The sequence below is a fragment of the Actinomadura oligospora ATCC 43269 genome (genome assembly GCF_000518265.1).
Classification (GTDB): domain Bacteria; phylum Actinomycetota; class Actinomycetes; order Streptosporangiales; family Streptosporangiaceae; genus Spirillospora; species Spirillospora oligospora.
This window is the reverse complement of sequence record NZ_JADG01000003.1, coordinates 373,425-396,159: the sequence shown is the minus strand read 5'-3', so window position 1 is coordinate 396,159 and position 22,735 is coordinate 373,425. Positions and strand designations below refer to the sequence as shown.

The 22,735-nt window shown below is 71.5% G+C and carries 18 protein-coding genes (1 of these 18 running past the window's edge); 5 read left to right on the top strand and 13 right to left on the bottom strand.

Annotation, left to right across the window (positions count from 1 at the left end):
* Positions 1-103: 103 nt before the first annotated feature.
* The 3 genes from P696_RS42560 to P696_RS0101690 form a co-directional block, all read right to left on the bottom strand.
* Complete coding sequence (locus tag P696_RS42560) at positions 104-721, bottom strand: UTRA domain-containing protein (RefSeq protein WP_051466572.1); 618 nt, start codon at positions 719-721, stop codon at positions 104-106.
* 92 nt (positions 722-813) lie between these two features.
* A complete protein-coding gene (locus P696_RS53870) occupies positions 814-1,005 on the bottom strand; it encodes a DUF397 domain-containing protein (protein ID WP_084336781.1) in 192 nt (63 codons plus the stop codon).
* Between the two features lie 294 nt (positions 1,006-1,299).
* On the bottom strand, positions 1,300-2,055 hold the full coding sequence (locus P696_RS0101690; protein ID WP_026410973.1) for a GntR family transcriptional regulator: 756 nt from the start codon (positions 2,053-2,055) through the stop codon (positions 1,300-1,302).
* A 317-nt stretch (positions 2,056-2,372) separates the two neighbouring features.
* On the opposite strand from P696_RS0101690, the gene P696_RS55550 reads away from it, so the two are divergent.
* The 3 genes from P696_RS55550 to P696_RS51905 are packed head-to-tail and all read left to right on the top strand — an operon-like array spanning position 2,373 to position 3,319.
* Complete coding sequence (locus P696_RS55550) at positions 2,373-2,525, top strand: hypothetical protein (RefSeq protein ID WP_157429461.1); 153 nt, start codon at positions 2,373-2,375, stop codon at positions 2,523-2,525.
* Positions 2,526-2,537: 12 nt separating this feature from the next.
* Positions 2,538-2,828: a hypothetical protein gene (locus tag P696_RS56775; protein ID WP_170026289.1), complete on the top strand. Its 291-nt coding sequence runs from the start codon at positions 2,538-2,540 to the stop codon at positions 2,826-2,828.
* Positions 2,828-3,319, top strand: a complete 492-nt coding sequence (locus tag P696_RS51905) for an ATP-binding protein (RefSeq protein WP_051466567.1) — start codon at positions 2,828-2,830, stop codon at positions 3,317-3,319. Before P696_RS56775 ends, P696_RS51905 begins: the two co-directional genes overlap by 1 nt.
* Positions 3,320-3,414: 95 nt before the next feature.
* Here P696_RS51905 and P696_RS0101675 read toward each other — a convergent pair whose 3' ends face one another.
* Complete coding sequence (locus tag P696_RS0101675; RefSeq protein WP_026410971.1) at positions 3,415-4,380, bottom strand: helix-turn-helix transcriptional regulator; 966 nt, start codon at positions 4,378-4,380, stop codon at positions 3,415-3,417.
* A 66-nt stretch (positions 4,381-4,446) separates the two neighbouring features.
* Here P696_RS0101675 and P696_RS0101670 point away from each other — a divergent pair, with 66 nt between their 5' ends.
* Complete coding sequence (locus tag P696_RS0101670; protein WP_026410970.1) at positions 4,447-4,935, top strand: hypothetical protein; 489 nt, start codon at positions 4,447-4,449, stop codon at positions 4,933-4,935.
* Positions 4,936-5,068: 133 nt separating this feature from the next.
* Positions 5,069-5,542: a TIGR00725 family protein gene (locus P696_RS0101665; protein WP_026410969.1), complete on the top strand. Its 474-nt coding sequence runs from the start codon at positions 5,069-5,071 to the stop codon at positions 5,540-5,542.
* A 10-nt stretch (positions 5,543-5,552) separates the two neighbouring features.
* On the opposite strand, the gene P696_RS42550 is transcribed toward P696_RS0101665, so the two are convergent.
* The 9 genes from P696_RS42550 to P696_RS42540 all read right to left on the bottom strand — a co-directional run.
* A complete protein-coding gene (locus tag P696_RS42550) occupies positions 5,553-6,704 on the bottom strand; it encodes an NAD(P)/FAD-dependent oxidoreductase (RefSeq protein ID WP_245627493.1) in 1,152 nt (383 codons plus the stop codon).
* A gap of 89 nt (positions 6,705-6,793) precedes the next feature.
* A complete protein-coding gene (locus tag P696_RS55545) occupies positions 6,794-6,934 on the bottom strand; it encodes a hypothetical protein (protein ID WP_157429460.1) in 141 nt (46 codons plus the stop codon).
* Positions 6,935-7,125: 191 nt separating this feature from the next.
* Complete coding sequence (locus P696_RS55540; RefSeq protein ID WP_157429459.1) at positions 7,126-7,263, bottom strand: hypothetical protein; 138 nt, start codon at positions 7,261-7,263, stop codon at positions 7,126-7,128.
* Between the two features lie 98 nt (positions 7,264-7,361).
* Positions 7,362-7,499, bottom strand: a complete 138-nt coding sequence (locus tag P696_RS55535; protein ID WP_157429458.1) for a hypothetical protein — start codon at positions 7,497-7,499, stop codon at positions 7,362-7,364.
* Between the two features lie 133 nt (positions 7,500-7,632).
* Positions 7,633-7,821 carry a hypothetical protein gene (locus P696_RS55530; protein ID WP_157429457.1) on the bottom strand — a complete coding sequence of 63 codons (189 nt, stop codon included), beginning with the start codon at positions 7,819-7,821 and terminating at the stop codon, positions 7,633-7,635.
* Between the two features lie 6 nt (positions 7,822-7,827).
* Positions 7,828-9,285: a nitroreductase family protein gene (locus P696_RS0101635; RefSeq protein ID WP_026410968.1), complete on the bottom strand. Its 1,458-nt coding sequence runs from the start codon at positions 9,283-9,285 to the stop codon at positions 7,828-7,830.
* Between the two features lie 57 nt (positions 9,286-9,342).
* Positions 9,343-11,268: a TOMM precursor leader peptide-binding protein gene (locus P696_RS42545; RefSeq protein WP_051466564.1), complete on the bottom strand. Its 1,926-nt coding sequence runs from the start codon at positions 11,266-11,268 to the stop codon at positions 9,343-9,345.
* Positions 11,261-13,111 (bottom strand): hypothetical protein, encoded by a 1,851-nt coding sequence (locus P696_RS0101625; RefSeq protein ID WP_157429456.1) that lies wholly within the window; start codon positions 13,109-13,111, stop codon positions 11,261-11,263. The genes P696_RS42545 and P696_RS0101625 overlap by 8 nt, the downstream gene beginning before the upstream one ends.
* 154 nt (positions 13,112-13,265) lie before the next feature.
* Positions 13,266-22,735 carry the 3' portion of a non-ribosomal peptide synthase/polyketide synthase gene (locus P696_RS42540; RefSeq protein WP_034482711.1) on the bottom strand. 18,910 nt of this gene lie beyond the right edge of the window, so 9,470 of the gene's 28,380 nt are visible here — the last part of the coding sequence; its start codon lies off the right edge, out of view; its stop codon occupies positions 13,266-13,268.

Here is a 22,735-nt window from a genome sequence, read left to right as displayed (position 1 = left end):
CGCTCACCGGATTCCCTTGGGGAGGGCCGTGCTGCCTGGATGCGTGTCGGCAGGCGAGCGCCATGGGTGGGCGGGCTTGATCCAGGGAGAAAGCCCTACGCGGTCATTCGCCGCGAGGTGCTACGGGTGGACCGTCCGGGCTGATGGTTGCGTGAGGCCACTGGGCGGATTCGTCGCGGCGGAGTCGGGAGACTTCTTCCATGCGGTCGCCGGGGATGATGACCTGGGTGACGTCGACGGCGTTCTCGTCCTTGGCGCTGTAGCTGGTGCGGACGATCTCCCAGACAGGCAGGTCCGCAGGGATCAGGAGGAGCTTGGTCTCGTCCTGGGTGGGCATGCGCACGCGTCGGCGTTCCAACCACTCCAGAGGGCCGTGCCCCTTGGCTTCGATGGCGTCGATCCACGCGCCGGGGCCGGTGCCGAAGGGCTCGTCGACCTCGGGCACCTCCTGCGAGATGCGGGGATGGATCGACGTGCTGATCTGGAACGCAGGCTCACCTTCGGGGCCCGTCACCCGGAGCCGTCGCATGGCCGTCGAACCGACCTGGACGTTCAGCATGTGCGCCAACCGCGGGTCGTTGATCGGGGCCTTGCCGATCTCCGGCGAGATGTGGTGAACCCACAGCTCGTTCCCCATCGCGGCGGGGAACGAGTACCCGGCCGCCACCTGCTGACCGTCCCGCACATGTCGGCTGTTGCGCCTGACCGTGCTGGTGCGCATGACAACCTTCACACCCTCACCGCCTTGACCGACATGGCCGTCCTGACCGCCTGGACCTCAGCCTCCCTCACCCATCGTCCATCCAGGCTGGGTCAGTCCGCGCGAATGATCGCCTCGAGGGTCCGCCACTGGCCGACCTCCAGCAGGATCGGCGGAACGCTCACGTCCTTGCTGTCGCGAATCGCCACTCCGGCATCCAGACCAGCCAGTTCAACACAGTTCCCGTTCTGGCCACTAAGTGAGCTTTTGCGCCACCTGACATGAGGCAGGCCCGGAACACTCATCCCGCATCCCTTCTGGCTGGCCCCACCGCCCCGCATCCGACCGAGTCGTTCGGATGCCTTGGGGCAGTGCGCAAACCGGTCAAACGCCAGGATAAACCGCCCCATTTCGGATGGAAATCATTCCCGCACCCGAATCGACGGGCCCTCATTGCCCAAGACGAGGACCACGAGCGCCGACATCGGCTGATCACCATCCATGTATCGCCACGCCGCAGAAAGAGGTTGCCTGGCGGGCGCGAGCACCTGCCAGGCCACCGGGACGCGTTTCGTACAGAGGCACGGCATCACACGGATCTAGGCGGGGTCGACGTCCCAGCCGTAATCAAGCTGCCAGTAGTGGGTCGGCATGACCTGCTGGGCAGCTTCAACGGCCCTGCCCTCAGCAGTACGTCCAGTGTGGACGATCACGTAAACGCGCTGGTCGGACGACATGCGCAGGAAGTCGGCCTCATCGTCATTCGGCGGACGGACCGTGATGCTCTCGTCCATGTGAACCTGCGCGTGGCCGAGCTCGGCCAACCGCCGGATCATGCCGCCGGGGCCCTGCTGTTCCTGTTCGAGAACCGTGTCGGCCGCGATGCTGAGCGGGATGTACGAGGAGGCGATCATGACGGGGGTGTCGTCGGCGAACATGCGCCGGGCGCGCTGGACCGCCTGCTCGCCCTCGCCCAGCTTGAGAACCTCGGCGATCTCGGCGGGCGGCACGACCCTACTGACAGTGACCTCGGAGCGCGGTGTCATGCCCAGCTGACGAACTTCGTAGTCGAACGGTCCCTGGGACGTCTGCAACGCCTCAGGCAGGTAGCGCGTCATCGCGCTCCGGCGGATGCGGCGAGTCAAAGCGGTCACGGTGGTTCCCCTTCCTCGGTGAGTCGCAATGCACCCTTCGCCTCTGAGCACGCGAAGCGCATTGTTGATCGTCGCTCGGGTGGTCTCGAACCGCTCAGCGAGCGCCGGCTCCGGCGGCATCGTGTCGCCATGCCGGTATACGCCCCGCTCGATCTCGTCCCGCAAGATCGCGGCGATGTCCAGATAAGACAGCCTCGGCATCGTCGGGACCCTCCTTCTGTCACTGGTTCCGAGCATAGGGGAAATCAGGAACGTTAGACGTTCGTTCTCTCTCCAAGAATCTTGCAGAACTGCTTGACGCTCCGTAGAGCGCGGTGGAACCTAGCGTCACGTCAAACATTAGACGTTAGACCTTTGGGAGTCCACCGATGCCGCAAGAGGCGACAAAGCGGGCATTCCTCGATTCCGTCGCTGTGCACCTCCAACGAGGGGGCGGTGTCGTGGTGAGAGTCGTGCGGGTGAGCGTCGCGAAGAACTCTCGCGTCCCTGCGATTCGCGCTCTGAACCCGAGTTCCAACATGTCCGAAACCATCATTTGTGGCGCAAACGCGGAGGGGCTTGAAGCGCTGCGCTGGCCGAACGGGGAGCGCGTCCCCGGGACGACCGCCGAAGAGATGGCGAACGGCGTCCGGCAATTACTCGGGTTGGATCCCCACCCGCCGAAGCTCTAGGGAGCACAAGCGATGCAGGACGAAAGGGATGCAAGCGCGGCGATGACCCTGGAACGCCTCTGGTGCTTGGCAAGGCTGATGGTCGCGCTCCGGCTGCTGGGGCGTGGGTCCACCGTGACCCTGCCGGGCGTCAACGGCCAGCCGGTCATGTACGTCCCGGTCGGGCCGAGCGCACGGAAGATGGCGGTCCTGGCCGTCCAGGGCGCGTCCGGAGGATGGTCCTTCTGCTGGGACGGAGACCAGACGGTGGCCGCGGACGACACGATGCGGGCGGCTCACTGGATCGCGGCGGTGAAGCGGTGATGGCCTGGGACCTGGTGGTGTCGCGGCGGCTGGTCACGCAGTGTGGCGGGCAGCTGGACGTGCGGGCCGTTCGCGCGCAGGTTCGGGACTGGGTCACGACGCTCGGGCATCCGGTGGACGTGGACGTCGTGGATCTGGCGGTGGCGGAGATCGCTACGAACGCCGTCCGGCACACCGCGTCCGGGCGGGAGGGCGGCGGGGTGGACGTGGCGGTGCACATGGTGCACGAGTCGGAGTTCACGGCGGCGCATTCCGTGCGGGTGGAGATCACCGATGACGGTGGGGCCGAGGGGTTTCCGGTGCTGCCGTGCAAGGAGGACGCGTTCGAGGACGCGGACCTGGGCGCGGAGTCCGGGCGCGGCCTGGGATTGGTCGCCATGATGACCGACCGGTCCGGGGCGGTGCTGGTGCGCGAGGGCGAGCTGCGGCGGTGGCGGGTCTGGTTCGAGGTCGCGGTCGGCGCGCACGCGGACGCGGAACCGCAGAGGTGAAGCACTCTGGGCCGGGTGTCTCGTGCGGTGATGGTCGCGCCGGGCGCCCGGCCTCTGGGGGCTGGCCACCCGGACCGGAAAGCGCGGGCAGACTCTCAGTTGTAGAGCGTTGCCATGGTTCGGGCTGAGGTGGCGATGCGTTCTCGGAGCTCCGGTGGTGTGAGGACCTCCACCTCCGGGCCCAGCCGGAGCAGTTCTGCTTCCGCGTGGTCGAAGGTCTCGATGGGGATGACGGCCCGGCGCCAGCCGCCGGGCTCCGGCTCTCCCTGGTTCACGCCGTCGAGGACCGCCTGCGCCGCGACGTCCTGGAGGCGGGTGATGCCCGCCGGTGAGATGCGTATCTCCGCTTCGCCCTGCCACAGCCGGTCCTGCAGTTGCGCCGTGTGGGCCTGCCAATGGCGCGCCAGGTCGAAGTCGGCGGGCGGGTCGAACGTCTCGTCCAGCGGTTCCAGGTCGAGGATCTGCCCGATCCGGTAGGTACGCAGGTCATCGCCGGAACGGGCGACGATGTACCAGCGTCCGCCCTTGAGGACGATTCCGTAGGGTTCCAGACGCCGTTCCACCTCCTGCGGGGCATGCCACCGGCGGTAGCGCACGCGGACGGCGCGCCGCTCCCACACCGCGGCCGCCACCGCCTGAAGGTGCGGCACCTCGTCCGCCTGCCGGTACCAGGCCGGAGCATCCAGGTGGAAGCACTCACGGATCCGCCGGGCGTGGTCTTGCAGCGCGACCGGCAGGGCCGCTTCGAGCTTGAGTTCGGCCGCCGCGAGGACCGGGCCCATGCCGAGTTCGGCCGCCGGTCCGGGCAGACCGGCCAGGAACAGGGTTCGCGCCTCGGCCTCGGTCAGGCCGGTCAGCCGTGTGCGATAGCCGTCGAGCAGCGCGTAGCCGCCCTCGTGCCCTGGCTCGCCGTAGACCGGCACGCCCGCCGCGACCAGCGCCTGCACGTCCCGGTACACCGTGCGCACCGACACTTCGAGCTCCGCCGCCAGCTCGTCCGCGGTCATCCGGCCGCGGTTTTGCAGCAGGAGCAGAAGCGAGAGGAGTCGACCGGCGCGCATGGCCGCAAATCTACGGCCGGTCCACTGACAGTGGATGTCAGGGGACCTGTCCTAGCGTCCTGCGGCATGACGACCAACGACTTCGCGTTCTTCACCGGCACCTATGACGTCACCAACCGCTGGCGCAAGGACTTCCTCGACCCGACGGAGGGCGACGACCGCTGGGAGGAGTTCCCCGGCGTCACCCGCGCCACCCGCCACTTCGACGGCGCCGCCAGCTTCGACGAGATCGAGTTCCCGACCAAGGGCTTCGCCGGGCTGACCCTGCGGCTGTTCGACCCGGCGACGGGACAGTGGTCGCTGTACTGGGCCAGCAAGCGCACCGGCACCCTCTTCCCGCCCGTCATCGGACGCTTCGGAGCCGACGGCACCGGCGTCTTCTACGGCGACGACGAGCACGACGGCCACAAGGTCAAGGCGCGCTTCATCTGGTCCGGCATCACCGCCGACCGGGCTCACTGGGAGCAGGCGTTCTCCGTCGACGACGGGCAGTCCTGGATCACCAACTGGCACATGGACTTCGTCCGGCGAACGGGTGCCGACCCTGTCGCGTAGCGGCGAGCGCCGCCCTTCCTCACCAGGTGGTCACGTCCTGGGACCTCTGCCCCGGTCGGCGATTCCTGATCGCCGATGTCCACGGGTCACATCAGAATGACTCGTCCAGGGGGCGTGATGGGGAGGAGTCGACGTGGCCGTTCAGGTGGCGGTGTCTGGTCCGCACGACTGCACTGATGACGACCGCAGGAACGCGTACGAGGTCGGCCGGTTGCTGGCCGGACGTGGCGCGGTGGTGATCTGCGGTGGGTATTCCGGGGTCATGGCGGCAGTCGCCGCTGGGGCCCGGTCGGCGGACGGAACGGTCGTCGGCATCCTGTCGGGCGACGACGCTGTTGGGGCCAACCCGGACCTGTCGGTCGTGATCCCCACCGGGACGGGTGATGCTCGGAACAGCATCATCGTCAACTCGGGTGACGCGGTCGTTGTGGTCGGCGGTTCATGGGGGACGCTTTCGGAGCTGGCGCTGGCCATGCGGCGGGGACGGGTTCCGGTCGTCCAGCTCGGTGGCTGGACGATCCTGGACGAGCACGGCGAGCCCGTTCCCGGCGTCCGGCGCGCCACCAGTCCGGAGGAAGCCCTCGCCCTTACTGGGCTGTGGGACTGACGGACGGGAGCTAAGCCTGTGCGGGAGCGGGTTCGGGGATGCCTGCGAAGCCGCGGAAACAGCGTTGGACGTAGGCGGGGTCGTGCTGGTTGTCGGCCAGTTCCCGGGAGCGGCGGTCGTTGTCCATTCGGGCGGCGAACAGGGTGCCCTCGTAGGCGGGCGTGAAGTCGTGGACGAGTCGCCGGGCATAGTCGGTCAGGGCCTTGCCGACCCGGCGGTGGTCGGCGAGAGGCATGTCGAGTGAGTCGGCCAGCATGCTCGCCTGGGTGAAGGCGTCGGTGATACCCCGGGCCCAGCAAGGGTCCTTGGTGTGCGCGGCGTCGCCGACCAGTGCCCAGCCCGGTCCGTGGGCACGCCGAAAGAAATTCGGCTGGTCCGAGCAGCAGAACAGCGGTCCTTCCTGGCGGGCGTCCGCGAGCTGTCGTTCGAGGTCGAGGGACGTCTGCCCGAGCGTTCCGAGGTAGGTGCGCTGACGGTCACTGTTGGCGATGGGGTGACCGGTGCGGGAGAACGCGACCGGGATGACCGTCAGCCCGTCATGGGTGGGCATGCAGGCGGTCCCGGCTCCTCGCGTGAGGTAGAAGCGCAGGCCCTGGTTCGCGAGGCCGCTCCAGTAGGCGTAGTAGGTGCGGGTGAGTTCAGGGTCTTGGTGAAGGTAGGGCGCGCGGGCCAGGCGGGCCACGGTGGAGTGGCGGCCGTCGGCGCCGATGACCAGCGGGGCGCGTTCCACGTGTTGCGTTCCGTGGCGTGTGCCGTGGACGATTCCGGCCACGACACCGTCCTGCCAGTGCAGGTCGAGCACGGTGGTACGCGGGCGGAACTCGGCTCCGGCTCGGACGGCGGCCCGAACCAGGATGTGGTCCAGGATGTGGCGGCGAGGGGCGCAGCCTCCCGCGACAGCGCCCAGGGAGGGCGCCGGGCCGGTGAGGTGGGCGTCCGAAACGCTGAGGCTGACGCGCGTCAGCGTCGGACAGCCGGTGGCGAGGAGTTCGTCCAGGAGGCCCCATCGGTGCAGGTGGGCCAGTCCGGGCTGGTGGACGTAGTGGGTGGACACGGTGTCGCTGGGAAAGGGGGCGCGGTCCAGCAGCAGAACCTTGCGGCCGGCGCGAGCCAGGAGCATCGCGGTGACCGCTCCGGCGCACCGCGCACCCACGACGATCATGTCGTACACGTGGCCTCCTTCCGAGGTGGTGGCGGCGCAGCGGGACGGATACCCCAGAGTCGCTCAGGCATCCGCCCCGCTGCTTGGGTTCATCGACTGCAGTCGGTGCCACCACAGCCGCAGTAGAAGGGCGCGGCGTCGGTGCCGTCCGTTGTCTGCTCGGTGTCGGACGCCCGCACTTCGATCGTGCTGGTGGGCAGGTCGTTGAGCTCGTTGATGATCTCTTCCATGGTCGGCACTCCTTCTTGTGTGCGCGTGGGTTCTGACCCCTGTGGTCGGGCAGATGCGTGACCGCTGGCTCACTGTGGTGAGGTGGGCCGATCCGGCGACGACGTCGCCGATGGGATCGGTCCCTTCGAGGCGCAGCGGGCGGGTGCCCAAGGCATGTCAGGCCACCGCCCGCTGCTGGATCAGCGGACTGTTACCTGCTGCAGTCGCTGCACTGGCACTGACAGATCGGAGCGATCTCGGTGCGGTCGGGCGTGTGCTCGGCGTCGGACGCCCGCACTTCGATCGTGCTGGTGGGCAGGTCGTTGAGCTGGTTGACGAGTTCTTCCATGGTCGATCACTCCTTCTTGTGTGTGTGTGGGGTTGTGACCCTGCGGTCAGGCCGCCGCGTGAGCGTCGGCCCGCTTTGCGTGCGGGTGGCTGCCTGGTTCAGCGGTGGCAGTCCACGCCTCCCAAACCGCAGTAGGAGGACGTGGCCGTGGTGGCGTCCGCTGTCTCGGCGTCGGCGCGCCGCACCTCGATCGCGTCCGTGGGCAGGTCGTTGAGTTCGTTGATGAGTTCTTCCATGGTTGATCACCCCTTGGTGTGGTGGTGAGCGTTCGGGGTTGCGATCCTGCGGTCACGCCGACGGGTGAGCGCCGACCCGCCTGAGTAGCGGCCGATGAGCGGGAGCTCAGCCCCTCATGGCACCCGCCCGCGATCAGCCGCAGTGTGTTCCGCAGGAGCTGCCGCATGGGCAGAGGCAGGTGCAGCTGGTGCACTCGCAGGTGCAGTGGTTGCAGTCGCATGGGGGCAGGCCGGGGACGGCCGATGTCTGCTGAGCGTCGGCCGCCCGGACCTCGATCGTGCCGGTGGGCAGGTCGTTGAGTTGGCTGATGAGTTCTTCCATGGTTGATCACCCCTTGGTGTGGTGGTGAGTGCCTGGGGTTGTGACCCTGCGGTCAGGCCGACGGGTGAGCGTCGGCCCGCTTGGGTGCGGGTGGCCGATGAGCAGGAAGCTCAGGGACCGGCGAGGTGCGGTCAGGCCGAGGACGGCGTCGGTGGTGAGGTTGGTGCCGTCGGAGTGGATGCGGCCGGTCAGGCCGAGGGCGGCGGCGGCCAGGGTCGCCCGGTGGACGACCATGCCGGTCTCGGCCTGCTGGAGGCGGTAGGCGAGGTCGCCGCAGGTGGCCGTCTCGGTCAGCGGAGCGCCGACCGGGACGAGTGCGGCGGCGGCACCGCGCAGGGCATGGCGGGTGTTCGGGCCCAGCGGGCCCGCCTCGATGGCGGCTGGGCCGTGGTGAGTGAGCGTGCGCCGGTCGCGGTCGTAGCGGTAGGCGCCGGGCGGGATGCCTGGAACGTTCCAGACCAGGACGTACAGGTCTGTGGTGACTCGGTCGCCGGGGCGTGCCGCCGCGAGGATCTGCGCCAGGTCGGCGGTGGTGAGAGGGCTGCGGCGGAAGCCGTTGATGGGTGAGGCTCTGTGCGGGATGCCTTCCGCCAAGTCGGCGTCCGTGACCTGCGGGAGGGCTATGGCTGGTTCGGAGGCTGTCGTGGCGCGACGGGGCGCTGGCGGTGGCGGCGGTCCTTGTGTCCTGGTCGCGGCGTGCAGTTCGGTCAGGTGGGGCAGCAGCAGGGTGACCGGCGTGGACGGATTGGCAGGCTGAGCGGCGTCCCGGTCCGATGGTGCCTCGCTTGTGGTGTTTCGGGGGGCGTCGGCTGTTTTGAAGGTCAGGATGGCGAGGGCGCCTTCGGCGGCGGGGTCCAGGTCCAGGATTCTTTCGGCCTGTTCGCCGTCGAAGTCCAGATGGACGGTGGCGTTCAGCCCCAACGTGTCGGCGAGGACGAGGGCCTGGGCGCAGAGGGCGCCGGTTTCTTGGCATTGGAGTCGGTAGGCGAAGTCACGGTATTTGAAGCCGTTGCGCCAGAAGACGGCGGTGAGGATCAGGGCCGCGTCCGCGTTGGCGGCTTGCGGGAGCAGCGTGCTGCGGTGGTCGCCGTCGCGGACGGTTTCCAGGGCATGGTGGACGGTGTCGTAGTGATGCAAAGCCGTCCCGTCGGCCAGGTACGCCTCGATCGGGTATAGGGCACCACCGGACGCGACCGGGCGGCCGATCTGGACGCGGCGGGCGCCGGGGGCGAGCTGGCCCGCGTCGTCGGTCGGGTAGGTCCAGGACACTCGGGTCAGGCCGAGCAGGCCGCGGAGCAAGTCGCCTTTCCAGGCGTCGCGTCCTGCCGCAGGCAGGGCGGTGCGTGTGGTGTCCCGGTACCGCTTGTAGCGCGGTGGGGCCGCACTCCAGTCGACCGGCTCCGGGCGTCGCCGGTCGATGGCCGCCAGAAAGCGGCGGGTCGCGTTCCCGTCGGTGGCCGTCATGTACTCCGCTCCTCTGCCGTGCCTTGGTCGGATGTGGTGCTGGGACGTGGACCAGGCTCAGGGGAAGGGGTGCGGGAACGGGTTGAGCTCGTCAGGACGCAGGTCGCGATCGCGGTACCCGAGCAGGCGGGGCACGCTCAGCAGCCGGGGCAGGGCGTGGACGCGCCGGTAGCGGTGGCCGAACGTCATCGACGCGGCACCAGGGACTATGACCTTCGCGCTGGCCAATCCACCCGCCTTCAGGTCGGGGCAGGTGGTGTCGACCGCGATCACGTTCAGGCCGGTGGACAGGTAGCGGCCGACCAGTTCGCTCAGGTCGTCGTTGAGATCCCGGTGGACCGGCCAGGGCTCGACGAGCTCGGCGAGCGGCCAGCCGGGGGCGTCGACCGGCAGGAAGTCCAGCCTCGGCCACGCGTCCGGATGTCCGTACAGGGTGTGGTGGTCCGGCATGTCCCGCACCTGGTCGGGGTCGTCCAGCATGGCCTGCAGGCGATCGTCCCGCGCTGGGTCTTTCGCGCTGTCCCGTCCGGGGTCGGCGGCTCCCTGGACGAACACGAACAGTTCCATCAGCGCCGAATGCAGTGCCTGTTCGGGGTTGGGGTGGGCTCCGGCACCGCACAGGGCGTGCGGGCGGCCTCCTTCGCCCGACCGGTCCACCGCCATGACCCAGAAGGCGGGGACGCCCTGTTCCATCGGCATCGCGAACGCCATCACCTCGTACCCGAGGGTCTGACGGATCTGCGCGACGGTCAGGGGGATACGGCGGTCGGCCACCGAATCCAGGTCGACCTTGGGGACGGGCAGGCGTCCGTACCAGGTCATCAGGAACGCGTCCCGTTCGGCGACCTCCAGCAAGCCGTACAGGATCGCCTCACTCAGGCGGCTTCCGAGGGCGGCGCCGTTGGAGCACTCGTAGACCCAGCCGGGCTCGGCCCGCGTCCTCGCGCCGTAGTAGGCGTAAGTCGCCGGGACCAGTAGCGGGCGGGACGTGGCGAAGGAGTAGCCCCATACCCAGCTGGCCAGCTGATCCGGGTCGAAGCGGTTGTAGTGGAAGCCGGGCTGGTCGTACCAGGGGTCGGGGTACAGGCCGAGGGTGCGTGGGTCGAGCGCGTGGTCGGCGATGTCGGCGTAGGCGGCCTTCACCGTGCTCCGGCCGCACAGGTGGGAGCCCGCGTGGCGTTCCAGGGCCTCGGCGACGGCGGTCAGGCTCGCCGAGCGCGCGTCACGGGTGCGGCCGTAGCCGTGGCGGCTGTCGTCGCCTTCGCCCGTTGGGCCGCGCCGGGCGACGGCCCACGGGATCGGACCACTGTCGTACACCCCTACCGAGCTGATCAGTCCGGTCTCGGCGTCCGCGTAGATCTCCTCCAGGCTCTCGTCCAGCTCGCCGGTCCGCAGCCGCGCCGGATCAGGTTTCGGAGCGGGTTCGGCCATCAGCCGCGAAGGACGCTCCTGGGACGGCGTCGCGCAGTCCGGGCAGGACGGGTCGGGAAGCAGCCGGTGATGGGTGAAGGCGCTTGTGGCCGCCGAGACCCTCAGCACGCCGTTCCGCGTGCGCGCGAAGCCGGACTCAAGCTCGCCGCGCACCAGGGCAGTGACCAGCTCGGTGACCAGCGGCAGCAGCGGAAGTCCTCCGCGCCGTCGGCCGTCCTGGAGGCGTTCGCGCAGGTCTCGGCGGGCAGCGGCCTGCGGCAGGTTGCCGTTGCGACGCCTGCTCAGGCAGGTGGGGCAGCCGGGCCGCTGCGGCTCGACCGCCGGGCCGATGAGGATCACCCCGGACTCGAGGCGGACGGGGAGCCAGGGAACGCCATCGGCGCGGGCCGCCTTGTGCGGGACGGTGTCGTCGCCGTCGGTGACGACCACGCGCAGTTGCGGCGGCACCGGCATCCGGCGCAGCGCGGCATGGAGCGTGCCCGAACCCAGCAGGTCGCCGGTCCGGTCATCGTCCGGGTCTGCGGCCGGGCCGCTGATGAGACCGTCAAGCATGAGTGGTCACCGCCTGCGCCATGAACGGCAGCAGCCGGGCCACCTGGGCGTCGTGGGCCAGCGGCAGGACGGTCAGCCTGTGGCCCGCCCTCGCGAGGGCCTCGGTCATCGCGTCCGCGAAGCGCTCGGTGGTGCCGTCGTCGGCTTCGTCGTCCTCGTACCAGCGGGATGGTGGGTCGGCATACCAAGGCTGGCGCTCGGTGCGGGACTGCCAGGCCAGCAGCGCCCGCTCCAACGCCGCGCACATCGCCGTGGCCGGGTCGGCCCCGCAGGCGGGCGCGGCATACGTCATCGTGATCCGGCCGTGCTGCTGGGCGGTCGTCGTCAAGCTGGACGCGGTGCCGACCATGTATGCGGGCAGGTCGAGGACGTCGCTCAGGTCGCGGATCTCCACCTGTTCACCGGCCGCGTCCAGCAACGCGACGAGCTGCGCCACCCGCACATCGGGCGGCGCGGCGACTGCGGGAAAGTCGGTCGGATCGTTCTGGCGCAGCAGCACCTGGCAATGCTGCGCGAGTGCCCCCGCCACGGCCTGCGGCCATGACAGCCCGGCCGCGACGCCGATCGGCGCGGCGTAGGGGGCTCGCGCGTGCTGGGACCCGGCCAGCGCCTGATAGGTGGCCAGTCCTGCCAGCACCGCCCGCAGCCGCGCGGCGCTGGCGGTGTCGCCCCAGCCGATCACCGACGGGCCGGTTGACCAGGGCGGGAGCGCGCCCTGGGGGTCGGACACGGTCGCCTGGCAGACGCGCAGCGGCGACTGCGCCATATCGCCGGAGTCCAGCGTTCCCAGCACTCCGGTGCGGGCGTCGACGTACTCGGCGACCCGTTCCAGCAGGTCATCGGCCGCCAACGGCGGAAGGGAAGCCACATTCGGGCTTGTGTCGTGAAGGCCGGAGTAGGGGTACACGCGGTGCCGCCGCGTGTCGAGCGTGCGCAGGTCGATCCGGGTCACCGTCGAAGCTGTCGGCCCCACGTCCGCTGATGCCGCGTCCGTTGATGCCGCACTCGCCGATGCCGACGGGGTGTCTGTCATGCCGGTGAGGTGCTCGAAGCAGGACAGGGCCGTCTGGGCGACCAGGACCGTGGGGACCGTGCCCGTCAGCCAGTCGCCGTCGTCCTTCGCCGCATGCTGCGGCAGCCCGGTGATCCGCCGCCAGCACGAGGACGCGCTGTCCGCCGTCCCGACCGACGTCATCCACGCCTCGTCCGGCCGCACCCACAGCTGGCCCAGGGCCACGCCGTGACGGGCGCATGCCGTCGCCATGGATTCCAGCTCGTCGGTCCGGTCGCCGTCGTGGACCTGCAGCACCACGTCGGTGTCGTCCCAGATCCGCCCGGAAGCGTTGATCAGGACCATCTGGTCCGGGTCGCGGCGGCTCGCGGCGACCTCAGCGACCAGGTCGATCGGCTCGGCGCCCACGTCGGTGAGCCGCACGAGACGCCAGCCGCTGTTCAGTCCGGCGCGGAGCAGGGCCGCCAGCACCGGGCCCGATCCGGTCAGCGAGACCGTCGCCTGCCGCAGGCGTTCGAACCGCCGCTCGGCGGAGTCGAAGCCGTACCGGATGAAGGCGATCTCCGGGGCGTAGGTCTCCTGTTCGGCCGCGCTCAGCCCGTGGGGCTCCTCGACGCGGGCGTCCACCACGAACCGGTGCTCGGCCAGCGCGCCGACCAGCTTCTCGACCAGGTCCCGCCGGTCCGGGGACAGTGGCCCGGTCAGTTCCCGCAGGGTGTGCTCGCCGGTCAGGAACGGGGCCAGGCGTGACAGCCACGCGTACCCGTGCTCCCCCGCGATCGTGCAGGCACCCCGATCACTCTCCAGGAACACCCCTTCGTCGCACTCCACGTAGCGAACGTCATCCAACAGCCGCGGCCGCATGCTTCTCCCCTGAGCGGTGTCCTGTCAGTCCCACTGCGAGATGCCCGACCAGGTCGGGACTCCATCCCGCAAAGGAGCAAAGTCAAGGGAAAGGGGTGGGGCGGCTCGGCGCGGGGGTGGGTCAGAAGACGAACTCCTCGTAGTCCTCGTCCGGGTCGGTGTCCTGGGTGTCGTCCAGGACAAGGGCCAGTTCGGCGACCGTCGAACGGTCGAAGAGGGTCGCCAGGGACAGTTCGGTGTCGAACGCCTCGCGGACGCGGCTGACCACCTTCGTCGCCAGGAGCGAGTGGCCGCCGAGCTCGAAGAAGTCGTCCTCGATGTCGACGCGTCCGACGCCGAGGACGTCCGCCCAGATGGCCGCGAGGCGTTCCTCGGTCTCGGTGCGGGGGGCCGTGCCGCCGCCATCCTCCTCGATGCGGGACGCGCCGGGCGCGGGCAGCGCCGCCCGGTCGAGCTTGCCGTTGGGGGTGAGGGGCAGCTCCGCCAGTTCGGCGAACATCGACGGGATCATGTGCTCGGGGAGCTTGCCTCGGAGGAATTCGCGAAGGTCGGCCGGGGTCGGGACGCCTGCGGTGGTGTCGGCCGGGACGAGGTGGGCGACGAGGCGGCGGTCGGTGTCGTCCGCGCCGTCCGCGATGACGACGGCCGTGGCGATCGCCGGGTGGGCGGTGAGGGTGTGCTCGATCTCGCCGGGCTCGATCCGGAAGCCGCGGAGTTTGAGCTGGTGGTCGGCGCGTCCGAGGAACTCCACCTGGCCGGACGCCAGCCATCGGACGCGGTCGCCGGTCTTGTAGAGGCGCTCGCCGTCCCGGGCGAACGGGTCGGCGATGAAGCGCTCTGCGGTCAGGTCGGGACGGGCGTGGTAGCCGCGTGCGACACCTTCGCCGCCGATGAACAGCTCGCCGGGAACACCGACCGGGACGGGGTTCAGGTGTTCGTCCAGGACGTGGAGGCGGGTTCCGGGGAGTGGCGCGCCGATCGGGGCAGGGCCGTCCTGGCTGGGAGCGAGGGCGGAGAGGTCGCCGTAGGACGAGTCGATGGTCGCCTCGGTGACGCCGTACGCCGTCAGGGTGCGGACGTCCGGGCCGAGGGTGTCGGCGGCTGCGCGCGCGGACGGCATCCGCCACACATCGGTGGTGATGAGAAGAAGGCTCAGGTCGGGCAGGGTTTCTCCGCTTTCACGGAGGTATGCGACGAGGTCGTCCACGTAGCGCGGGGCGCTCTCCAGGGCGTTGACGCGCTCCTCGGTCAGGAGCGCGTGCCACTCGGGCGGGGACAGTTGCAGGCCGACCTCGCCGAGGACGAGCGTGCCGCCCGAGCCCAGGGACCGGACGATGTCACCGGTGAACACGTCGAAGCTCGCGCTGGTGAGGGACAGCCAGCGGTGGGCGGCGTCCGGGGCGAAGTGCGCGCGCGTCCAGCCCGCGAGGACGGCGGCGAGGGACGCGTGGGTCATCCGGACGCCCTTGGGCCGTCCGGTCGAGCCCGAGGTGTAGATGACGGCGGCCGTCTGGAGCGGGTCGACGGCGGCGTCGGGGGCGGTCGCGGGGTAGGTGGCGAGGACGGGGTCGTCCGGGCTCACGGTCTCGCCGATGACCACCTCGGCGCCGGTGTCGGCGGTCATGAAGGCGAGGCGGTCGCCCGGGTAGTCGGGGTCGAGCGGCAGGTAGGCGGCTCCGGCGCGCCACGCCGCGAGGACGGAGACGACCAGGTCGGCGCTGCGCTCCAGGCGGATGCCGACCACCGACTCCGGTCCGGCGCCGAGGGCGCGGAGGTGGTGCGCGAGGCGGTTCGCGCGGGCGTCCAGGTCGGCGTAGGTCAGGCGGTCGGGGCCGCAAACGACGGCTTCCGCGGTGGGATGGGCGGCCGTGTGGTCGGCGATGAGTTCGTGGACGGGCTTCGGCGACGGTTCGGCGGGAACGGCGTTCCAGGCGTCGAGTTCCGCCTGCTCGGGGGCGGTGAGCATCGGCAGTTCGGAGAGGCGGCGGGCGGGGGCGGCGGCGATCTCCGCGAGGAGGGTGGTCAGGTGGGCCGCCAGGCGCTCGGCCGTGGTCCGGTCGAACAGGTCGGTGCTGTACTCGATGAGGCCGGTCAGGCCGTCCGGGCCGGAGTCGGAGATGCCGAGGGTCAGGTCGTACAGGGTGGTCGTGGCGGTCAGGTCGCCGCCGCCGGACGCGTCGAGTCCGCCGCCGAATCCCGCGTCGCCGCCCGCGTCGGACGTCTCGTAGTTGAAGAGGACCTGGAAGAGCGGGGTGCGGGAACGGTCTCGGTCGGTGACCAGGGTGTCCACGAGCTGCTCGAACGGGAGGTCCTGGTGGGCGTAGGCGTCCAGCGCGGTGCCGCGGACCTGCTCCAGGAGGTCGGTGAAGCGGGGGTCTCCGGAGAGGTCGGCGCGCAGGACGAGCGTGTTGATGAAGAACCCGATGAGGTTCTCGACCTCGGCGCGGTCGCGGCCCGCGACCGGGATCCCGACCGCGACGTCGTCCTGGCCCGCGTACCGGGACAGGAGCGTCGCGAAGGCGGAGAAGGCGAGCATGAACATCGTCGCGCCGTGTTCGCGGGCGGTGGTCCGCAGGCTCGTGACGACCTCGGGGGCGAGCGCGAACTCGACCACTCCGCCCGCCGAGGAGCGAACCGCCGGGCGGGGACGGTCGGTCGGGAGGTCCAGGACGGGGACGCCGGTGAGGCGGTCGCGCCAGTACGACAACTGCTCGTCCAGGGTGTCGCCGCTGAGCCACTCGCGCTGCCACACCGCGTAGTCCGCGTACTGGACGGGGAGGGGCGGAAGGGCGGGGGTCTCGGCGTTCGCGAGCGCTTCGTAGGCCGTGGAGAGTTCGCCGAGCAGCACCCGTGCGGACCAGTCGTCCGACACGACGTGGTGGACGCACAGGCCGAGGACGTGCTCGGCCGCGTCGAGGCGGAGCAGGACGCCGCGCATCAGCGGGCCCTCGGCCAGATCGAAGGGGCGTCCGGCGAGGTCGGAGAAGTGCTCGTGGGCGGCGGCCTCGGGGTCCGGGCGGCCGGAGACGTCCACGAGGGGCAGGGGGAACGCGGACGGCGGGTCGACGACCTGGTGGGCGGAGCCGTCGCCGTCCGGGACGAGCCGGGTGCGGAGCACCTCGTGCCGCGCGACGACGAGGTCGAACGCGCCGCGCAACGCGTCCGGGTCGAGGTCGCCGGTGAGCCGCAGCAGCATCGGGACGTTGTACTCGATCGACTCGGGCTCGAGCTGCGCCAGGAACCAGAGGCGCTGCTGGGCGAACGAGAGCGGCAGCGGACGGTCACGATCGGCCGGGACGACGGGCGGGGCGGTGTCCACGCGTCCTGCGGATCCGACGGCCTCGGCGAGGGCCGCGACGGTCGGGCGGTCGAACAGGACGGACAGGGGGACCTCGACGCCCAGCACCGACCGGACGCGGGAGATCACGCGGGTGGCCAGCAGGGAGTGGCCGCCGAGCTCGAAGAAGTCGTCGTGGATCCCGACGCGTCCGGTGCCGAGGAGTTCGGCCCAGATCCCGGTGAGGAGCTCCTCGGTCGGCGTGGTCGGCTCGGCGAGGGCGGCGGACGGGTCGGGGCGGGCGGCTTCGGGCGCGGGCAGGGCTGCGCGGTCGAGCTTGCCGTGCGCGGTGAACGGCAGCGCGTCCAGCGCGACGAACGCGGACGGGATCATGTGGTCGGGCAGCGTCGCGCGCAGGTGCTCCCGGAGCTCGCCGGACGTCGGGAGTCCGGCGTCCGGGTCGCTGGGGACCAGGTACGCGGCCAAGCGCGCGTCGTCGGCGGATCCGCCGCCGGTCGTGGCGACGGCGGCGGACGGACCGGCGACCGCGACGACGGCGGCGGACGCCACGGACGGGTGGGCCGTGAGGGCGTGCTCGACCTCGCCGGGCTCGATGCGGAAGCCGCGGAGTTTGAGCTGGTGGTCGAGGCGTCCGAGGAACTCCAGCTGGCTGTCCGCGCGCCACCGGACGCGGTCGCCCGCGCGGTAGAGGCGGGCGCCGTCCGCCGCGAACGGGTCGGGGACGAACCGCTCGGCTGTGAGGTCCGGGCGTCCCGCGTAGCCGCGCGCGACGCCGGATCCGCCGATGAACAGCTCGCCGGGGACGCCGTCCGGGACCGGGCGCAGCGTCCGGTCGAGCACGTACAGGCGGACGCCGGGGAGCGCACGGCCGATCGGTGCGGGGCCGTCCGGGCCGGTCAGCGGGTCGCCGTAGGTGGAATCGATGGTGGTCTCGGTGATGCCGAACGCGGTCAGCAGCCGCGTCCGGGAGCCGAGGACGTCCCGGGCGCGGGCGGCGGACGCGCTGCGCCACACGTCGGTGGTGACGACGAGCAGCTTCAGCGACTCCAGGGCCGTGCCCGTGGCCTCGAGGTGATCGACCAGGTCGTCGGCGAAGCGCGGAGCGAGTTCCAGGGCGTTGACCTGCGCGGATGCGATCGTCCGGGCCAGGTCGGACGGGGTGAGCTGGAGGCCGACGTCCCCGAGGACGAGGGTCCCGCCCGAGCACAGGGCGCGGACGACGTCGCCGGTGAACACGTCGAAGCCGACGCTGGTGAGGGTCAGCCAGCGGTGGGCGGCACCGGGCTCGAAGTGCGTCGCGGACCAGGCCGTGTGGACGCCGACCAGCGAGCGGTGCGTGATCAGCGTCCCCTTGGGACGGCCGGTCGAGCCGGAGGTGAAGATCACCGCGGCGAGGGCGTCCGGACGCGTCGTGACGTCCGGGCGGGTCGGTGGGTGCGCGGAGACGGCGGGGTCGTCCGGTTGGAGTTCGTGCGTGGTGAGGCCGGGGATGCCGTCCGCCAGGCCGGACGCGACGCCGGGGTGGGTGAGGAGGAACGACGCGCCGCCGTCGCGGAGCATGGTGGTGAGGCGGTCGCGGGGCAGGCCGGTGTCGAGCGGCAGGCAGGCGCCGCCCGCCTTCCAGACGGCCAGCATCGCGACGATCAGGTCCGGGTCGCGGCGCAGCGCGAGGCCGACGACCGTGTCCGGGCCGACGCCGGACGCGCGAAGGTGGTGGGCGAGCCGGTTGGACCGGGCGTCGAGGTCGGCGTGGGGCAGGGTCGTTTCGCCGTGGACGACGGCGGGCGCGTCGGGGCGTCCGCTGATCAGGTCGTGGACGGTGGAGGCCGGGGGCGCGGACAGCGGTGCGCCGACGCCGCGTTCGGTGAGGAGCGCGTGTTGCTCGTCCTCGGCGAGCATCGGCAGCTCGGACAGCGGTCGTTCAGGCGCGGAGGTCGCGGCGTCGAGGAAGGTGACCAGGCGGTCCGCCAGGCGCTCGACGGTCGCGGCGTCGAAGAGGTCGGTGGCGTACTCGACGCCGCCGACCAGGCCCTCGCCCGCGAAGTCGATGAGGTTGAGGGTCAGGTCGAACAGGGCCGTCGCGCGGGGCACGCCGGTCTCCTCGACCGCGATGCCACCGGTGGGGAGGCCGTCGGCGGCGGCGTCCTCTGTGCGGGTGTAGGTGAACATGACCTGGAAGAGCGGGGTGCGGGACCGGTCGCGGCCGGGTGCGAGGTCGTCGACGAGGCGCTCGAACGGGACGTCCTGGTGGGCGTGGGCGGCGAGGTCGTCGCGGCGGACGCGGGCGAGCAGCTCGGCGAACGCCGGGTCGCCGGACAGGTCGCTGCGCAGGACGAGCGTGTTGACGAACAGTCCGGCCATGCCCTCGGTCTCGGCGGCGGTGCGGCCCGCGATCGGGGTGCCGAGCGCGACGTCGTCCTGTCCGGCGTGCCGTCCGAGGACGACCGCGACGGCGGCGCGCAGCGCCATGAACATCGTTGTGCCGGTCTCGCGGGCGAGAGCGCGCAGGCGGTCGGCGACGTCGTCCGGGACGCGGAACTCGGCGAGCGCGCCCCGTCCCGAGCGGACGGGGGGACGCGGGCGGTCGGTGGGCAGATCCAGGGCGGGCAGGTCCTCGAGGCGGCTCCGCCAGTAGGCGAGCTGCTCGTCCAGAACGGGTCCGCCGAGGCGTTCGCGCTGCCAGACGGCGTAGTCGGCGTACTGGACGGGCAGCGGCTCGAGCGGGAACGGACGGCGGGTGCGCAGCGCCTCGTAGAGGCTGACGAGCTCGCGGCGCAGGATCCCGTTCGTCCAGTCGTCGGTGACGGCGTGGTGCATGACCAGGCCGAGGAGGTGCTCGCCGGGCGCGAGCCGGTACAGCGTCCCGCGAAGCAGCGGCCCGGCCGCCAGGTCGAACGGGGTGGCGGTGTCCGCGGCGATGCGGTGGCGGGCGGCGGCCTCGGGGTCCGGGTCGTCCGAGGCGTCCACGAGGGGCGGGCGGAACGGGGTCGGCGGGTCGACGACCTGCCGGACGGTCCCGTCGGCGTCCGCGACGAGGCGGGTGCGGAGGGCCTCGTGCCGGTTGACGAGGGTGTCGAGCGCGCCGTGCAGGGCCGCGACGTCGAGGTCCCCGGACAGGCCGAGGACGAGCGGCAGGTTGTAGTCGGCCGAGCCGGGCTCCAGTTGGGCCAGGAACCACAACCGCTCCTGCGCGAACGAGGCGGGCAGCGGGCGGGTCCGGTCGACCGGGGTGATCGGCGGGAGCGCGGCCGCTGGCGTGGCGCCGTCGAGGGCGGCGGCCAGGCCCGCCACGGTCGGGGCGTCGAACAGGGCGGCGACCGGCAGTTCGACGCCGAACGCGGAACGGACGCGCGAGACGACCCGCGTCGCGAGCAGCGAGTGCCCGCCGAGCGCGAAGAAGTCGTCGGTCGCGCCGATCCCGGCGACGCCGAGCACCTGCTCGAAGATCCCCGCGAGGAGTTCCTCGGCCGGGCCGTTCGGCGGGACGTGCTCCTCGGCGGTCGCGGCGCGGGCCCCGCCGGGATCCGGGAGGGCGGCGCGGTCGAGCTTGCCGTTGGGCGTGAGCGGCAGTGCCGTCAGCTCCACGAACGCGGACGGGATCATGTGGCTGGGCAGGTCGGCGCCCAGCAGGTCGCGCAGCTCGGCGGCGGACGGGATGCCCGCCGTGCCGTCGGCCGGGACGAGGTGGGCGACGAGGCGGCGGTCGATGTCGTCACCGTGGGCGGTCACAACGGCGGCGGCGATCGCCGGGTGCGCGGTGAGGGTGTGCTCGATCTCGCCGGGCTCGATCCGGAAGCCGCGGAGTTTGAGCTGGTGGTCGGCGCGTCCGAGGAACTCCAACCGGCCGGACGCGAGCCACCGGACGCGGTCGCCCGTCCGGTAGAGCCGGGTGCCGTCCGCCGCGAAGGGGTCGGCGACGAAGCGCTCGGCGGTCAGGTCAGGGCGTGCGTGGTAGCCGCGCGCGACACCTTCGCCGCCGATGAACAGCTCGCCGGGAACACCGGCCGGGACGGGGTTCAGGTGCTCGTCCAGGACGTGGACGCGGGTTCCGGCGATCGGGCCGCCGAGCGTGACCGGTCCGCCGCGTGTCAGGTGTTCGCAGGTCGACCAGATGGTGGTCTCGGTCGGGCCGTACATGTTCCAGACGTCCGCGACACGTTCCAGGAGGTCTGCGGCGAGCCGGTCCGGCAGCGCCTCTCCCCCGCACAGGGCGCGCAGCTTAGGGCGTGTCTCGAAGTCGGCGGCCGTGGCGAGCGGCGTCCGGGTGCGTGCATCGTGGGGGCGGAGGAGGGAGTCGGCCCGGGTTTGGCCGTCGACCGACGACAACCCCGCGAGGTGCGTGCCTGGGCGTCGCGCAGTAGGGCAGGTGGCTTTGAGACACGTCCTCAACGCGCCAGGCCAGCCGTCCGCGACCAGGAGCCGCCATGTCGCGGGCGTGGCCTGCATGACCGTGACGCCGCGCCGCTCGATCTCGGCGGCGAGGAGGCGGGCCGAACGGGTGGTCTCGCGGTCCGCGATCACCAGGCGGGCGCCGTTGGTGAGCGGCAGCCACAGTTCGAGGCCAGCGATGTCGAAGCCGAGCGTGGTCACCGCGAGGAGGACGTCCTCGCCGGTCAGGCCGGGTTCTGCTGTCATCGCGGCCAGGAAGGCGGCGAGGTTGCGGTGGGTGACGACGACGCCCTTGGGACGTCCCGTCGAACCTGAGGTGTAGAGGACGTAGGCGGCCCGCCCCGGGTCGCTCGCGACGGCGGGCGGGGTCGCGGGGTGGGCGTCGAGGGCGGGGTCGTCCGGCTGGAAGGTCCGCCCGATGATGACGTCCGCGCCCGCGTCGGCGGTCATGGAGGTGAGGCGGTCGGCGGGGAACTCGGGGTCGAGCGGCAGGTAGGCGGCCCCGGCCTTCCAGACGGCGAGCGCCGACACGACCATGTCCACGCCGCGTTCGAGGCTGATGCCGACGACCGACTCCGGCCCGACGCCGAGGCCGCGCAGGTGGTGCGCGAGGCGGTTCGCGCGCTCGTGCAGCTCCGCGTAGGTCAGCTGGGAGTCGCCGCAGACGACGGCGACCGTATCCGTGCCCTCGGGGATCAGATGGTGGACGGGCTTGACCGGGGGTTCGGCGTCGGCGGCGGTCCAAGCGTCCAGTTCCGCGCGCTCGGCGGACGTCAGCATCGGCAGTCCGGAGAGCGTGCGTGCAGGATCGGCAGCGATCTCCGTGAGGAGCGTGCGCAGATGGCCCGCCAGGCGCTCGGCCGTCGCCGGATCGAACAGGACGGTGCTGAACTCGATCGCGCCTTCGAGGCCCGATTCGGCGGACTCCCTGAGCTGCAGGGAAAGGTCGTACTTGACCGGCAGCGCCTCAGCCGGGGCCAGCCCCTCGCCGCCGTCCCCGTCCTCGCCCCCGGGAGCGGTGAGGTAGTTGAAGAGGACCTGGAAGAGCGGGGTGCGGGAGCGGTCCCGGTCGGTGACCAGGGCGTCGACGAGCTGCTCGAACGGCAGGTCGTGGTGGGCGTAGGCGTCCAGCGCGGTGGCGCGCACCTGGTCGAGGAGGGCGGTGAAGGAGGGGTCGTCCGACAGGTCCGCGCGCAGGACGAGCGTGTTGACGAAGAAGCCGATCAGGTTCTCGGTCTCGGCGCGGTCGCGGCCCGCGACCGGGGTGCCGAGGGCCACGTCGTCCTGGCCCGCGTAGCGGCCGAGGAGCGTCGCGAAGGCGGCGAACGTCAGCATGAACATCGTCGCGCCGCGCTCGCGGGCCACCGTCCGCAGGGCCGCCACGGTCTCGGCGGGCACCGCGAAGGCGACCACCGCGCCGTCCGACGACCGAACCGGCGGACGCGGACGGTCCGTCGGCAGGTCCAGGACGGGCACGCCGGTCAGGCGGTCGCGCCAGTACGACAGCTGCTCGTCCAGGACGTCGCCGCTCAGCCACTCGCGCTGCCACACCGCGTGGTCCGCGTACTGGACCGGGAGCGGCGGGAGGTCCGGGGTGCCGCCCTGGGAGAGGGCCTCGTAGGCGCGGGTCAGCTCGTCCAGGAGAAGTCTCGCCGACCACTCGTCCGCGGCGACGTGGTGCACGCACACGCTCAGGACGTGCTCGTCCGGCGCGAGGCGGAGGAGCCGGGCGCGCAGCGGCGGCGCGGACGCCAGGTCGAACGGGACGCGCGCGTCCTCGGACAGCCGCTCCCGGGCCGCCGTGATCGGGTCGGGCTCGTCGGTCAGGTCGAGGACGGGCAGGTCGAGCCCGGAGAACGGGTCGACGACCTGGAAGGCGGCGCCGTCGTCGCCCGTGACCAGGC